Source organism: Paraburkholderia aromaticivorans, assembly GCF_012689525.1.
In the GTDB taxonomy this organism is placed as follows: domain Bacteria; phylum Pseudomonadota; class Gammaproteobacteria; order Burkholderiales; family Burkholderiaceae; genus Paraburkholderia; species Paraburkholderia aromaticivorans_A.
In genome coordinates, this window is the sequence record NZ_CP051516.1 from 4189173 (window position 1) to 4202463 (window position 13291).

Below are 13291 nucleotides of genomic sequence, written 5' to 3' on the forward strand. Positions count from 1 at the left end.
ATTCAGTCGATGGCGGATGAACACATGTCGAACGGCGAGGCCGCGGCATGGCCCACGACCGGGATGATTTTCAGCGTGGCCGAAGTCAGTCGGCACGGCAGCGCGGCGACGGCGCAGCCACCTAGGGGCAGCAGCGCCGCGCCGAGCGTCAACCACGCAACGACACGCATGAAGCGGTGAAGAATTCTCGGGGTCGACACACGGGCCTCGGTACGTCAGGCTGTCGTATTAACGTGGTGCCCGACCAGGCCGGCGGGCAGCGACGGCGGCGCCTGAGTGGCGGACTCGCGGGTCGGCGCGGCGGCGCCCGAGTTGTTGGCGGCTGCGGGCCTTTCGGCCGGCGACGTCGGCGCCAGAGAAGAAAAGCGTGTTGAAGAGAGATTGCTGGGAACGGTCATGATGAGCCTCGCGTGGCGCTAGGTTTCGATTTCACGCCGCCTGCCGTGGGCCCAAGGCGTTAGGCTGTTTTCAGCATGCGGCGCAACGTACTGCACGACGAATCATCTCGCTGACCACGCGATGCCGATGCACGAAGGAAAGCGCGCTTTCCGGCGGTTCTTACGACCCGTTCCGACCTGTTTCGACCGGTTCCAGATACGTGCAAATTCTTTCCTGCGAGGAATGTTCGCGCTGCGAAACGAATTCGGCGCCGCTGCGCGCATTGCCCAATATGGCGCGGCTGAAATATGCGGCGAGCCTTGCGTGGCGGGCCTGACAACCGAGCCGGCCAAAGCGGCGCGGCCTGTCGTAAGCATTGGTAAGAAAACAGTCGGCCGCGCGTCGCGCGCGCCAGCTTAAAATTTCGGCATGAATCCACAGGTCCTCATCGTCGACGACGATCCGGTCGTACGCGATCTGCTTTGCAAGTTTCTGCAGTCGAACGGCTTCGACGCGTCCGTGCTCCACGACGGCACACATCTCCAGCGCCGGCTCGAACGCGAACGGCCGTCCGTCGTCGTGCTCGACATCATGATGCCGAACACCGACGGCTTGCGCGCGCTCACCGCGTTGCGCGCCGCTGGTGATGACATTCCGGTGATCTTCGTGACGGCGCGCGGCACGGTGGCCGACCGCATCGTCGGGCTCTCGCTCGGCGCGGACGACTACCTGACCAAGCCGTTCGATCCGCGCGAATTGCTCGCCCGCATCCACACGGTTTTGCGCCGCCGCGGGCCGTCCACCACGAGCGCGCCGGAAGCCCGCAAGCCGTATCGCTTCGGCCCGTTCGAACTCGACTTCGCCACGCGTTCGCTGTGTCGCGACAATTCAAAGCTGCCGCTGCGCGACAGTGAGTTCGCGCTCCTGAAGATCTTCGTCAACAATCCGTACAAGGTGCTGTCGCGCGTGCTGATTCACGATCTCGTGCATCGCGACAATCTCGCCTTCCGCGACCGCAGCCTCGACGTGCCGATCTGGCGCCTGCGCCGCGTGATCGAAGACGACCCGTCGAATCCCTGCTACGTGCAAACGGTACGCGGCAAAGGCTACGTGTTCGTGCCCGACGCCGACGGCACGCCCTTCGCCGACGAGGCCGCCTCAAGCGCATGAAAAACCCGCTGAACACGCTGTTCGGCAGAATGGCGTTACTCTCGGCGGCGGTGTTGTTCGCAATTCAGGCCGGCTGGTTCGTGCTGGTGGTGATGCAACCGCCGCGCCATGAAATCGACGGCTTCGCGCGCGGCATCCTGCTGGTGCTGCAAGCCGTCAACGGCGAGCCGATGAAAGGCGCCGCGCTCGCGCCCGCCATGCGCGTGCATCTCGTGCCCACGTGGAACATGCCGGCGAGCGTGCATCTGCACCAGCCGACTCAGCGTCCGCTGGAAGAACTGAGCCGGCATTTGCGCGAGAACCTGCCGCCCGGCACGCAGATCGCCGTCGACGATCTACGCCCGCCGCAGCTATGGGTGCTGTTTCCCGGCAAGTCGAACTGGGTCGTGGTGCCGGTCGACGTGCCGCCGCGCCCGCGCTTTCTGATCGAGTCGATCTCGATGCTGCTCGCCGCGCTGATCCTCTCGCTGTTCGCGGTCTGGCAGATGCAGCGGCCGCTCTCGCGCGTCGCCGATGCCGCGCGTGCGTTCGGCTCGGGTGGCCGTCCGGAACCGGTGACGGTGCAAGGCCCGCGCGAGCTGCGCGATCTGATTGGTTCGTTCAACGACATGATGCGGCGCCTGAACGAAGCCGGCGACGACCAGGCCGTGATGCTGGCCGGCGTCGCACACGATCTGAAGGCGCCGCTCACGCGCCTGAAGCTGCGCGCGAGCGTGCTGGTGGCAGAAAACGAGCGCGCCGGTCTGATCCGCGATGTCGATTCGCTCACCAACATCGTCCAGCAGTTTCTCGAATTCGCGGGCCAGTCCGCCGACGCCGGGCCGCCGGTCGAAGTCGACGACTTCTTGCAGGAACAGTTCTCCGCCAGCGACAGCACCGAAGCACCGCTTTTCACACTCGATCTGCGCGCCGGCTCGTCGTTCAAGCTGCCGCGCACGCTGCTCGACCGGCTGGTCACGAACCTCGTCGACAACGCGCTCGAACACGGCGCGCCGCCGGTGGATATCGCCACCGCCCGCACTGATGGCCATTGGGTGATCAGCGTGCGCGACCACGGTCCCGGCATTCCCGACGACCGCATCGCAGCCGCAATGAAGCCGTTCGTCCGGCTCGACGCGGCGCGTGGCGGCGAGGGCCATTGCGGCCTCGGCCTCGCGATCGTCGCACGGCTCGCGCACGATCGCGGCGGACACTGCCACGTGCGTAATCACGCGCGGGGCGGTCTGGAAGTGCGGATCGAATTGCCGGTTGTACCGGCGTTGACGTGAGAGAAGTTGGGCGGGCGCTTACGCGCCCTTACTGGATGAACCATCGCAGGCGCGGCGGCTTTATAGTCGCCCTCGGCAACCTCGATGCCGCCCTTCTCTGTCCGCGCAGTCATTTAGGGCGGACTTTTTTTTGCCCGCGTCTAACGACGTCGAATGCGCGGCTCGCCGCATTGACGGATCAGACCACGAGGCGGCTGTGCAAGGTGTCGATGGTCGTCTGCGAGACGCCGAGGCCTTGCGTCAGATAGGTCACCATCGTGCCGTAGATCGCCTGCACCTGGTCGAACCCGGCCTGCAGATAATTTTCCTGAACATTCATCAACGGCGCTTCGGCGGAAGCGATGGCGTCGCCGTCCTGTGCGCGCAGCCTGTCGGTTTGCGTCTCGATCGACGGCGCCAGATAGACGTTGCTCAGCAGATAGTCCTGCATGATGACGTCGAGCGGAACGTTCGCAATGCTGAGCAGGAGCGCCGCGACCCAGCCGGCGCGGTCCTTGCCCGCGTTGGAGTGAAAGAGTTGCGCACCGGGCCCGTCGGCGAGACTCGTCAGCAGCGCACCATACGCTGCGCGTTGGGTGGCGCCGGTGACGTAGCCGCGCGCCTGCGTCTCCATGAACGCGACGGCGGCGCCCGGCGTCTCGAAGTTCGGCGCGACGAAGTCCGTGATGCCCAGCACGTTGAGCGTCTGAGTGGTCGCGCCGCTCGGCAGGATATCGGCGGTGCGCGCGATTTCACCGGGCGTGCGCAGATCGTAGACCGAGGCAATGCCGAGCCGGTCGATCGTGGCCTGGTCGGTGGTGTTGAGCGTCAATGCGTTCGCACGATAGAACGCGCCTCGGCGCATCTGTTTGCCGTCGACGGTCGGATACCCCGCGGCCGCTCCCGCCAGATCGCGGAAGTTATCGACCGACGCAAGGCGCGGCGTGGCCGGCTGATCGGCGTCGAGATTGCCGCCGCCACACGCGGACAGCAGCGAGCTGCCCATGCCGGAGGCCAGCAGCACGCTGGCTGAGCGCTTCAGAAAAGTCCGGCGCGAGGCCAGCGGCGTCTCGTCCGAGAGTTGGCTTGTCCGCGGAAAAGTGCTCGCGGAGCGACGGGATGGCGAGCAGGTTTTTGCGGTAGCGGGCATTCGGCGTGGCTGGCGCGGGCGTGAGTGGATAAGTCGCAGCAACGGCGCTGCGAGCGCAGTTTAACCATGCGCAATATCGTTTGGGTTACACGGTAGTAGTTGGTAAGGAAAAAGCAGTTCGCGCGCGTCGCCCGAACAGCGCGATCGCCAGCCTGGCCGCGACTCTGGCTTTTCCTCGGCAAGATTTCTCCGGCTTTTCATCTCTTATCGGTTTCTTACCGCTCCCCGCCATTTTTGACCACAACTGGCCTCACGACGCCCCATCCCCGTAGAATACAAACACCCCACATTCAAGCCGACGGCAGGCCAACAAGCCCTGGAGACCACAACAAAACATGCCTTCTCTCCAATGGTTCACCGAACTGACCCAGCGAGAACGCCGCACGCTGTACGCCGGCTTCGGCGGTTACGCGGTCGACGCCTTCGACTTCATGATTTACTCCTTCCTCATTCCGACGCTGATCGCGACGTGGGGCATGACCAAAAGCGAAGCCGGCATGATCGCCACCAGTTCGCTGATCTCGTCGGCGGTGGGCGGCTGGCTCGCCGGCATTCTCGCTGACCGCTACGGCCGCATTCGCGTGCTGCAGTGGACCATCGCCACCTTCGCGCTGTTCACCTTTCTATCCGGCTTCACGCACTCGTTCTGGCAGTTGCTCACCACGCGCACGCTACAGGGCATCGGCTTCGGCGGTGAATGGTCGGTCGTGACGATCATGATGGCCGAGACCATTCGCTCGCCTCAGCATCGCGCGAAAGCAGTCGGCACCGTGCAAAGCAGCTGGTCGTTCGGCTGGGCGGCCGCGGCCATCATTTACTGGGCATTCTTCGCGCTGCTGCCAGAGCAATATGCATGGCGCGCCTGCTTCTGGATCGGCCTGCTGCCCGCGGCGTGGATCATCTACATTCGCCGCAACGTGAGCGATCCGGATATCTTTCTCAAAACGCGCCGGGCTCGTGAGAGCGGTTTCGACACCTCGCACTTCCTGCAGATCTTCTCGGGCGCTCACCTCAAAATCACCCTGCTCGGCAGCGTGCTGTGCACCGGCATGCTCGGCGGCTATTACGCGATCACCACGTGGCTGCCGACCTATCTGAAGACTGTGCGGCATCTGTCGGTGTTCAACACGAGTGGTTATCTGATCGTGCTGATCGTCGGTTCATTCACGGGGTATATCGTCGGCGCGATTCTGTGCGACAAGATCGGCAGGCGCGCGTCGTTCGTGCTGTTCGCGATCGGCTCGTTCGTGCTCGGCATGTTCTACACCATGCTGCCGATCACCGACGGCATGATGCTGGCGCTCGGCTTTCCGCTCGGGATCGTGGTGCAAGGGATTTTCGCCGGCGTGGGTGCGTATCTGTCGGAGCTTTATCCGAATGGGATACGCGGCTCGGGACAAGGATTCTGCTACAACCTCGGGCGTGGACTCGGCTCGTTCTTTCCGATTCTGGTCGGTACACTGTCGCAAACCATGACGCTGGTGAAGGCGATGGGCATCGTGGCCGGCTCAGGCTATCTGCTCGTGATCGTCGCCGCGTTGTGTCTGCCCGAAACCAAGGGCAAGGTACTCGGCGCGACCCAGCCTGCCGCCTGAATCCGCAGTACACACACATGAAAACGATTGTTCTGGGCGGCGGCGTGATCGGCGTCGCCACTGCTTTTTACCTGCGTCAGCAGGGCTGCGAAGTCACCGTGATCGAGCGCGAGCCGGACGTCGCGCTCTCCACCAGTTTCGGCAACGCGGGCGTGATCGCGCCGGGCTATGTAACGCCCTGGGCCGCGCCCGGCATGCCGGCGAAGATCCTCAAATACCTGTTCAAGCCGGCCTCGCCGCTGATCTTCCGCCCGACCTTCGATCCGGCTCAGTGGCGCTGGATCGCGCGCTGGCTGCGTGAGTGCGATCTCGAACGATTTCGCGTCAACAAGCAGCGCATGCAGCGCATTGCTTACTACAGCCGCGACTGTCTGCACGAATTCCGCGCCTGCTATCCATTCGACTACAGCCGCAGCCAAGGCTATCTGCAGTTGTTCCGCAGCGAGTACGACGTCGAACTCGCGCAGCCGGCGCTCGCCGTGTTGCGCGACGCCGGTATCGCGCATCGGGAAGTCAGCGCGGCGCAGTGTGTCGAGATCGAGCCGGGTTTGAGCTGGGCACGTCAGGCGCCGCTCTCCGGCCTCTATCTACCCGACGACGAAGCCGGCGATTGCGCCCGCTTCACCCGCGAACTGCGCGCCATTTGTGAACGTAACGACGTGCGCTTCCGTTTCGACACGCGCGTCACGTCGCTCGATGTGCAAGGCGGTGCGGTGCGCGCGGTGCGTGTGGCGAGCGAACGCGGCGCCGAGATGCTGCACGCGGATGCCGTGGTGGTGGCGCTGGGCGTCGACAGCGCGACGCTGCTCGCGCGGCTCGGCGTGAAGGTGCCGCTTTATCCGGTGAAAGGCTATTCGGCGACGCTGCCCGTCACCGATGAAGAAAAAGCCCCGCGCGGCGCGCTGATGGACGAATCGCTGAAAACAGCGATCACGCGCTTCGGCAACAACCTGCGGGTGGCCGGCACCGCGGAACTCGGCAATCGCCAGACCACCTTGCGCGAACAGGCTCTGCAAACGCTGATGAAAGTACTGAGCGACTGGTTTCCGCACGCGGCCAATTCCACGTCCGCGCATTTCTGGGTAGGCCGCCGTCCGATGACACCCGACGGCGCGCCGCTGCTCGGTCCGTCCGGCGTGGAAAAACTGTGGCTGAACCTCGGACACGGCTCGACGGGCTGGGCGATGTCGATGGGTTCGGGCCGCGTGGTCGCGGATCTGATCACGCACCGCAAGCCGGAGATCGATCTCGATGGACTGACCTTGGCGCGGTATCGCAAGTCGCGCAGCTAACATCGCATCGAGAGGACATGTAAAAAGCCGGGTCACCCTCTCAGGTGCCCGGCTTTGTTTTTTCACCGCTTGATGTGCCGCTGACGCGGCACATTGTCGTCTCCACCTCTTCCTGCAAGCAGTAGCCGGTTTCCGCGCCGACGCGCGAAAACCGGACAGGAGACGTTTAGCGCGGCAGTTCCGAATGACCCATCAGGAACGCGTCGACCGAACGCGCGCACTGACGGCCTTCACGAATCGCCCACACCACCAGCGACTGACCACGGCGCATGTCGCCCGCGGTGAACACCTTGTCCACCGACGTGTAATACGCCTTGTCGCCTTCGGTCGACGCACGCACGTTGCCGCGATTGTCCTTGTCGACGCCGAACGCTTCGAGCACCGGCGACACCGGCTGCGTGAAGCCCATGGCGAGCAGCACCAGATCGGCCTTCATTTCGAATTCGGAGTCCGGCACTTCCTGCATCTTGCCGTCCTTCCATTCGACGCGCGCCGCGATCAGCTTCTCGACCTTGCCGTTCTTGCCTTCGAGGCGCTTGGTGGCGACCGCCCAATCACGCGAGCAGCCTTCGTCATGCGACGACGACGTGCGCAGCTTGATCGGCCAGTACGGCCACACGAGCGGCTTGTTCTCTTCTTCCGGCGGCTGCGGCAGCAATTCAAATTGCGTGACGCTCTTCGCGCCATGACGATTCGACGTGCCCACGCAGTCCGAACCCGTATCGCCGCCGCCGATCACGACCACGTGCTTGCCCTTCGCAAGCAGCTGGTTCGCGACCTTGTCGCCGGCATTGACCTTGTTCTGCTGCGGCAGGAATTCCATCGCGTAGTGGATGCCTTCCAGCTCGCGGCCCGGCACCGGCAGATCGCGCGGCGTTTCCGAACCGCCCGCGATCACCACGGCGTCGAACTGTTCCTTCAACTGCTCCGGCGACACGGTTTCCTTCGCCGTGTTGCCGATATGCGCCGGCAGCGAATCCGCCTTGCCGATGAACACGCCCGCGCGGAACGTCACGCCTTCGGCTTCCATCTGACGCATGCGGCGATCGATCAGCCACTTCTCCAGCTTGAAGTCAGGAATGCCATAACGCAGCAAACCACCGATGCGGTCGTTCTTTTCGAACACGGTGACATCGTGCCCCGCACGCGCGAGTTGTTGCGCGACGGCGAGACCAGCGGGGCCCGAACCGACCACGGCGACCTTCTTGCCGGTCTTGTGCTTCGGCGGCAGCGGTGCAACCCAGCCTTCGGCCCATGCCTTGTCGATGATCGCGTGTTCGATCGACTTGATGCCGACCGGGTCGTCATTGATGCCGAGCGTGCACGCCGCTTCGCACGGCGCCGGGCAGATGCGGCCCGTGAACTCGGGGAAGTTGTTCGTCGAGTGCAGCACTTCGATCGCGTTCTTCCAGTCCTGATGGAACACCAGGTCGTTGAAGTCCGGGATGATGTTGTTCACCGGGCAGCCGTTGTTGCAGAACGGAATACCGCAGTCCATGCAACGTGCGCCTTGAATCTTCGCTTCGTCGTCGGTCAGTGCGGCGACGAATTCCTTGTAGTGCTTCACACGCGTGAGCGGAGCTTCGTACGCCTCGTGGCGGCGTTCGAACTCGAGAAAACCGGTTGCCTTGCCCATGTGGTTCTCTTCTCTATCTAATCAGGTGGGGTGATCTACACCCGCCGCGTGCACCGTTGAACGGCGGGGCGCGGCGGGTACGGCTTTAATGTGACGTCTTTGGCTTAAGGCCAGTTAGGCGGCGAGCACTTCCTTGTTCGCCTTCTTCGCTGCCATTTCGCCCAGCGCGCGCTTGTATTCGGTCGGGAACACCTTCACGAATTGACGGCGCGACGCGTCCCAGTTTTCGAGCAGCGCCTTGGCGCGCGGCGAACCCGTGAACTGGAAGTGACGCTCGATGAGTCCCTTGAGCAGCGCTTCGTCGGTTGTGCCGGCGTGCCACAGGCCCTTGTCGACCGTGCGTTCCTGTTCGGCCGTTTGCAAGACCGGATCGAGCGCGACCATCGACTTGTTGCACTTGCCGGCAAACGAGTTGTCCGGGTCGTACACGTAGGCGATGCCGCCCGACATGCCGGCCGCGAAGTTACGGCCCGTTTCGCCGAGCACGACCACCGTGCCGCCCGTCATGTATTCGCAACCGTGGTCGCCCGTGCCTTCGACAACCGCCGTCGCGCCCGAGTTACGCACGCAGAAACGCTCGCCGGCGACGCCGCGGAAGAACGCTTCGCCTTCGATCGCGCCGTACATCACCGTGTTGCCGCAGATGATGTTCTCTTCCGACTTGCCGCGGAAGTCGTTGGTCGGACGGATGATGATGCGGCCGCCCGAGAGGCCCTTGCCGACGTAGTCGTTGCCGTCGCCAACCAGATCCAGCGTGACGCCCCTGGCGAGAAACGCGCCGAAGCTCTGACCCGCGGTGCCCTTCAACTGGATGTGGATCGAGTCGTCGGGCAGGCCGTCGTGGCCGTACTTCTTCGCGATCATGCCGGACAGCATGGCGCCGACCGTACGGTTCACGTTACGCACCGGCTGGATGAACGAGACGTGCTCGCCCTTCTCGATCGCCGCCTTCGCCTTCTCGATCAGCGTGTGGTCGAGTGCCTTGTCCAGACCGTGGTTCTGCACGTCGACATGCTTGCGCGCCACTTCAGCCGACACTTGCGGCAGATAGAACACGCGCGAGAAGTCGAGACCCTTGGCCTTCCAGTGCTCGATGCCCTTCTTCATGTCGAGCAGTTCGGCGTGACCGATCAGGTCGTCGAACTTGCGGATGCCCAGTTGCGCCATGATTTCGCGCGCTTCTTCCGCAACGAAGAAGAAGAAGTTCACGACGTGTTCCGGCTGGCCCTGGAACTTCGCACGCAGCACCGGATCTTGCGTCGCGACGCCGACCGGGCACGTGTTCAGATGGCACTTGCGCATCATGATGCAGCCTTCGACGACGAGCGGCGCTGTCGCGAAACCGAACTCGTCTGCGCCGAGCAGCGCGCCAATCACGACGTCGCGGCCGGTCTTCATCTGACCGTCGGCCTGCACGCGGATACGGCCGCGCAACTGGTTGAGCACCAGCGTTTGCTGCGTTTCGGCGAGACCCAGTTCCCACGGCGTGCCGGCATGCTTCACCGACGACAGCGGCGACGCGCCCGTGCCACCGTCATGGCCGGCGATCACGACGTGATCGGCCTTCGCCTTGGCGACACCTGCGGCAACCGTACCGACGCCCGATTCCGACACCAGCTTCACCGAGATGCTGGCCGCCGAGTTGGCGTTCTTCAGATCGTGGATCAGCTGCGCCAGATCTTCGATCGAGTAGATGTCGTGGTGCGGCGGCGGCGAAATCAGGCCGACGCCCGGCACGGAGTAACGCAGCTTGCCGATGTAGTCCGACACCTTGTGACCCGGCAACTGACCGCCTTCGCCCGGCTTCGCGCCCTGCGCCATCTTGATCTGGATCTGATCAGCGGACGCGAGATATTCCGCCGTCACGCCGAAACGGCCCGACGCCACCTGCTTGATCTTCGAGCGCAACGAATCGCCGTCCTTCAACGGAATGTCGACGATCACTTCGTCGCCGATCACCGACTTCATGGTGTCGCCGTTCTTGATCGGAATGCCGCGCAGTTCGTTGCGGTAACGGTTCACGTCCTCGCCGCCTTCGCCGGTGTTCGACTTGCCGCCGATGCGGTTCATCGCGACCGCCAGCGTGGCGTGCGCTTCAGTCGAGATCGAGCCCAGCGACATCGCGCCGGTGGCGAAACGCTTGACGATGTCCTTCGCCGATTCGACTTCGTCGAGCGGGATCGCCTTGGTCGGATCGAACTTGAATTCGAACAGGCCGCGGAACGTCATGTGACGCTTGGTCTGATCGTTGATCAGATGCGCGTATTCCTTGTACGTCTGATACGAGTTGCTACGCGCCGAGTGCTGCAGCTTGGCGATCGCATCCGGCGTCCACATGTGTTCCTCGCCGCGCACGCGGTAAGCGTATTCGCCGCCCGCGTCGAGCATGTTGGCGAGCACCGGGTTGTCGCCGAACGCGTCGCGATGCAGACGGATCGCTTCTTCCGCGACGTCGAACAGGCCGATGCCGCCGACCTTCGACGACGTGCCCTTGAAGTACTTCACCACCAGGTCTTCAGCCAGACCGACCGCTTCGAAAATTTGCGCGCCGGTGTACGACATGTACGTCGAAATGCCCATCTTCGACATGACCTTCATCAGGCCCTTGCCGACAGCCTTGGTGAAGTTGTAGACCGCTTTTTCCGCCGACAGGTCGCCCTTCAGGCCGGCTGCGAGCTGGCCGAGCGTTTCCATCGCGAGGTACGGGTGAACGGCCTCCGCGCCGTAGCCTGCGAGCAGCGCGAAGTGGTGCGTTTCACGCGCCGAGCCGGTTTCCACGACCAGGCCCGCGCTCGTGCGCAGACCATGCTGCACGAGATGCGTGTGGATCGCGGCGGTAGCGAGCAGCGCCGGAATCGCGACGTTGTCGCGGTCGGTCTTGCGGTCCGACACGATCAGCATGTTGTAGCCGGACTTGACGGCATCCACGGCTTCCGCGCACAGCGAGGCGAGGCGCGCTTCGATGCCTTCCTTGCCCCACGCCACCGGATAGCAGATGTTCAGCTCGTACGAACTGAACTTGCCGCCCGTGTACTGATCGATCGCGCGGATCTTCGCGATGTCCTTGAAGTCGAGCACCGGCTGCGACACTTCGAGACGCATCGGCGGGTTGATGTTGTTCGTGTCCAGCAGGTTCGGCTTCGGACCGACGAACGACACCAGCGACATCACCATGTTTTCACGGATCGGGTCGATCGGCGGGTTCGTCACTTGCGCGAACAGCTGCTTGAAGTAGTGATACAGCGTCTTGTTCTTGTTGGACATGACCGCCAGCGGCGAGTCGTTGCCCATCGAGCCGACGGCTTCTTCGCCGGCTTGCGCCATCGGCGCCATCAGGAACTTGAGGTCTTCCTGCGTGTAGCCGAAGGCCTGCTGGCGATCCAGCAAAGCGGCGGCTTCGCGGCGTTCCGTCACGACGTCTTCGGCCTTCGGCTCGATTTCGTCGAGCTTGATGCGCACGGCGTCGATCCAGCTCTTGTACGGCTTGGCGTTCGCGAGGTTGTCCTTCAGTTCCTTGTCGTCGATGATGCGGCCGTGCTCCATGTCGATCAGGAACATCTTGCCCGGCTGCAGACGCCACTTCTTGACGATCTTCGACTCAGGGATAGGCAGCGTGCCGGCTTCCGACGCCATGATGACGAGATCATCATCCGTGACGATGTAGCGCGCCGGACGCAGGCCGTTACGGTCGAGCGTCGCGCCGATCTGGCGGCCGTCGGTGAAGGCGATCGCAGCGGGGCCGTCCCACGGCTCCATCATCGCGGCGTGGTATTCGTAGAACGCGCGGCGGTTGTCGTCCATCAGCGTGTGCTGTTCCCAGGCTTCCGGGATCATCATCATCATGGCGTGGACGAGCGGGTAGCCGGCCATCACCAGCAGTTCGAGACAGTTGTCGAACGAGGCGGTGTCCGATTGGCCCGGATAGATCAGCGGCCAGAGCTTCGGCAGATCGTCGCCGAGCACGTGCGACGCGATCGCGCCGGTACGCGCGTTCAGCCAGTTGACGTTGCCCTTCACCGTGTTGATTTCGCCGTTGTGGGCGATCATGCGGTACGGGTGAGCCAGTTCCCACGCCGGGAACGTGTTGGTCGAGAAGCGTTGGTGCACCAGCGCCAGCGCCGACACCGTGCGCTCGTCCTGCAGGTCGCGGTAATACACGCCGACCTGGCCGGCCAGCAGCAGGCCCTTGTAGACGACCGTGCGCGCCGAGCACGACGGCACAAAGTATTCCTTGCCGTGCTTGAGCTTGAGCGCCTGAATGCGGTGGCTCGCGGTCTTGCGGATGATGTACAGCTTCCGCTCGAGCGCGTCCGTCACCATGATGTCCTTGCCGCGGCCGATGAAGATCTGGCGGATCAGCGGCTCGCTCGCCTTGACGGTGGGCGAAATCGGCATGGTGTGGTCGACCGGCACGTCGCGCCAGCCGAGCACGACCTGGCCTTCGGCCTTCACCGTGCGTTCCAGTTCCTGCTCGCAGGCGAGACGCGACGCGTGTTCCTTTGGCAGGAAGACCATGCCGACGCCGTATTCGCCGTGCGGCGGCAGCACTACGCCCTGCTTGGCCATTTCCTCGCGATAGAAGCCGTCCGGAATCTGGATCAGGATGCCCGCGCCGTCGCCCATCAGCGGATCGGCGCCGACGGCGCCCCGGTGGTCGAGGTTCTCGAGAATCTTCAGGCCCTGCTCGATGATCTCGTGGCTTTTCTTGCCCTTGATGTGAGCGACGAAGCCGACGCCACAGGCGTCGTGCTCGTTTTGCGGGTCGTACAGACCTTGCGCGGCGGGAACCGGGTGAGTCGGTTGCTGGTGGTCGTTCATGGGGA

9 protein-coding genes are annotated in these 13291 nt (G+C 63.8%); 4 read left to right on the forward strand and 5 right to left on the reverse strand.

Translation table 11 applies throughout. From position 1 onward, the window contains the following. Positions 1-2: 2 nt before the first annotated feature. Positions 3-170 (reverse strand): DUF6726 family protein, encoded by a 168-nt coding sequence (locus tag HF916_RS47155; protein ID WP_308706150.1) that lies wholly within the window; start codon positions 168-170, stop codon positions 3-5. Between the two features lie 45 nt (positions 171-215). Further along, the gene (locus HF916_RS47160; protein ID WP_168795408.1) at positions 216-398 is read right to left on the reverse strand and encodes a hypothetical protein; all 183 of its coding nucleotides are present in this window, start codon (positions 396-398) and stop codon (positions 216-218) included. A 409-nt stretch (positions 399-807) separates the two neighbouring features. Between HF916_RS47160 and HF916_RS47165 the strand changes: the two genes are divergently transcribed. Further along, the gene (locus HF916_RS47165) at positions 808-1548 is read left to right on the forward strand and encodes a response regulator (RefSeq protein ID WP_012434533.1); all 741 of its coding nucleotides are present in this window, start codon (positions 808-810) and stop codon (positions 1546-1548) included. Further along, positions 1545-2816 carry an ATP-binding protein gene (locus HF916_RS47170; protein WP_168795409.1) on the forward strand — a complete coding sequence of 424 codons (1272 nt, stop codon included), beginning with the start codon at positions 1545-1547 and terminating at the stop codon, positions 2814-2816. The genes HF916_RS47165 and HF916_RS47170 overlap by 4 nt, the downstream gene beginning before the upstream one ends. Before the next feature lie 178 nt (positions 2817-2994). On the opposite strand, the gene HF916_RS47175 is transcribed toward HF916_RS47170, so the two are convergent. Continuing rightward, the gene (locus HF916_RS47175; RefSeq protein WP_168795410.1) at positions 2995-3945 is read right to left on the reverse strand and encodes a tyrosine-protein phosphatase; all 951 of its coding nucleotides are present in this window, start codon (positions 3943-3945) and stop codon (positions 2995-2997) included. 335 nt (positions 3946-4280) lie between these two features. Here HF916_RS47175 and HF916_RS47180 point away from each other — a divergent pair, with 335 nt between their 5' ends. Beyond that, on the forward strand, positions 4281-5540 hold the full coding sequence (locus HF916_RS47180; RefSeq protein WP_168795411.1) for an MFS transporter: 1260 nt from the start codon (positions 4281-4283) through the stop codon (positions 5538-5540). A gap of 17 nt (positions 5541-5557) precedes the next feature. Further along, positions 5558-6832 (forward strand): D-amino acid dehydrogenase, encoded by a 1275-nt coding sequence (locus HF916_RS47185; protein WP_168795412.1) that lies wholly within the window; start codon positions 5558-5560, stop codon positions 6830-6832. Between the two features lie 166 nt (positions 6833-6998). Here the strand turns inward: HF916_RS47185 and HF916_RS47190 are convergent, their stop codons facing one another. Both HF916_RS47190 and HF916_RS47195 read right to left on the reverse strand, forming a co-directional pair. Next, positions 6999-8468 (reverse strand): glutamate synthase subunit beta, encoded by a 1470-nt coding sequence (locus tag HF916_RS47190; RefSeq protein ID WP_168795413.1) that lies wholly within the window; start codon positions 8466-8468, stop codon positions 6999-7001. 114 nt (positions 8469-8582) lie between these two features. Continuing rightward, positions 8583-13286, reverse strand: coding sequence for a glutamate synthase-related protein (locus tag HF916_RS47195; protein ID WP_168795414.1), 4704 nt, complete (start codon positions 13284-13286; stop codon positions 8583-8585). Positions 13287-13291: the final 5 nt, after the last annotated feature.

Excerpts from the sequence above, each read along its gene's own strand:
- HF916_RS47175 (WP_168795410.1), bottom strand. The coding sequence starts at position 3,945 with ATGCCCGCTACCGCAAAAACCTGCTCGCCATCCCGTCGCTCCGCGAGC.
- HF916_RS47195 (WP_168795414.1), bottom strand. The coding sequence starts at position 13,286 with ATGAACGACCACCAGCAACCGACTCACCCGGTTCCCGCCGCGCAAGGT.
- HF916_RS47190 (WP_168795413.1), bottom strand. The coding sequence starts at position 8,468 with ATGGGCAAGGCAACCGGTTTTCTCGAGTTCGAACGCCGCCACGAGGCG.
- HF916_RS47165 (WP_012434533.1), top strand. The coding sequence starts at position 808 with ATGAATCCACAGGTCCTCATCGTCGACGACGATCCGGTCGTACGCGAT.
- HF916_RS47160 (WP_168795408.1), bottom strand. The coding sequence starts at position 398 with ATGACCGTTCCCAGCAATCTCTCTTCAACACGCTTTTCTTCTCTGGCG.
- HF916_RS47155 (WP_308706150.1), bottom strand. The coding sequence starts at position 170 with ATGCGTGTCGTTGCGTGGTTGACGCTCGGCGCGGCGCTGCTGCCCCTA.
- HF916_RS47185 (WP_168795412.1), top strand. The coding sequence starts at position 5,558 with ATGAAAACGATTGTTCTGGGCGGCGGCGTGATCGGCGTCGCCACTGCT.
- HF916_RS47170 (WP_168795409.1), top strand. The coding sequence starts at position 1,545 with ATGAAAAACCCGCTGAACACGCTGTTCGGCAGAATGGCGTTACTCTCG.
- HF916_RS47180 (WP_168795411.1), top strand. The coding sequence starts at position 4,281 with ATGCCTTCTCTCCAATGGTTCACCGAACTGACCCAGCGAGAACGCCGC.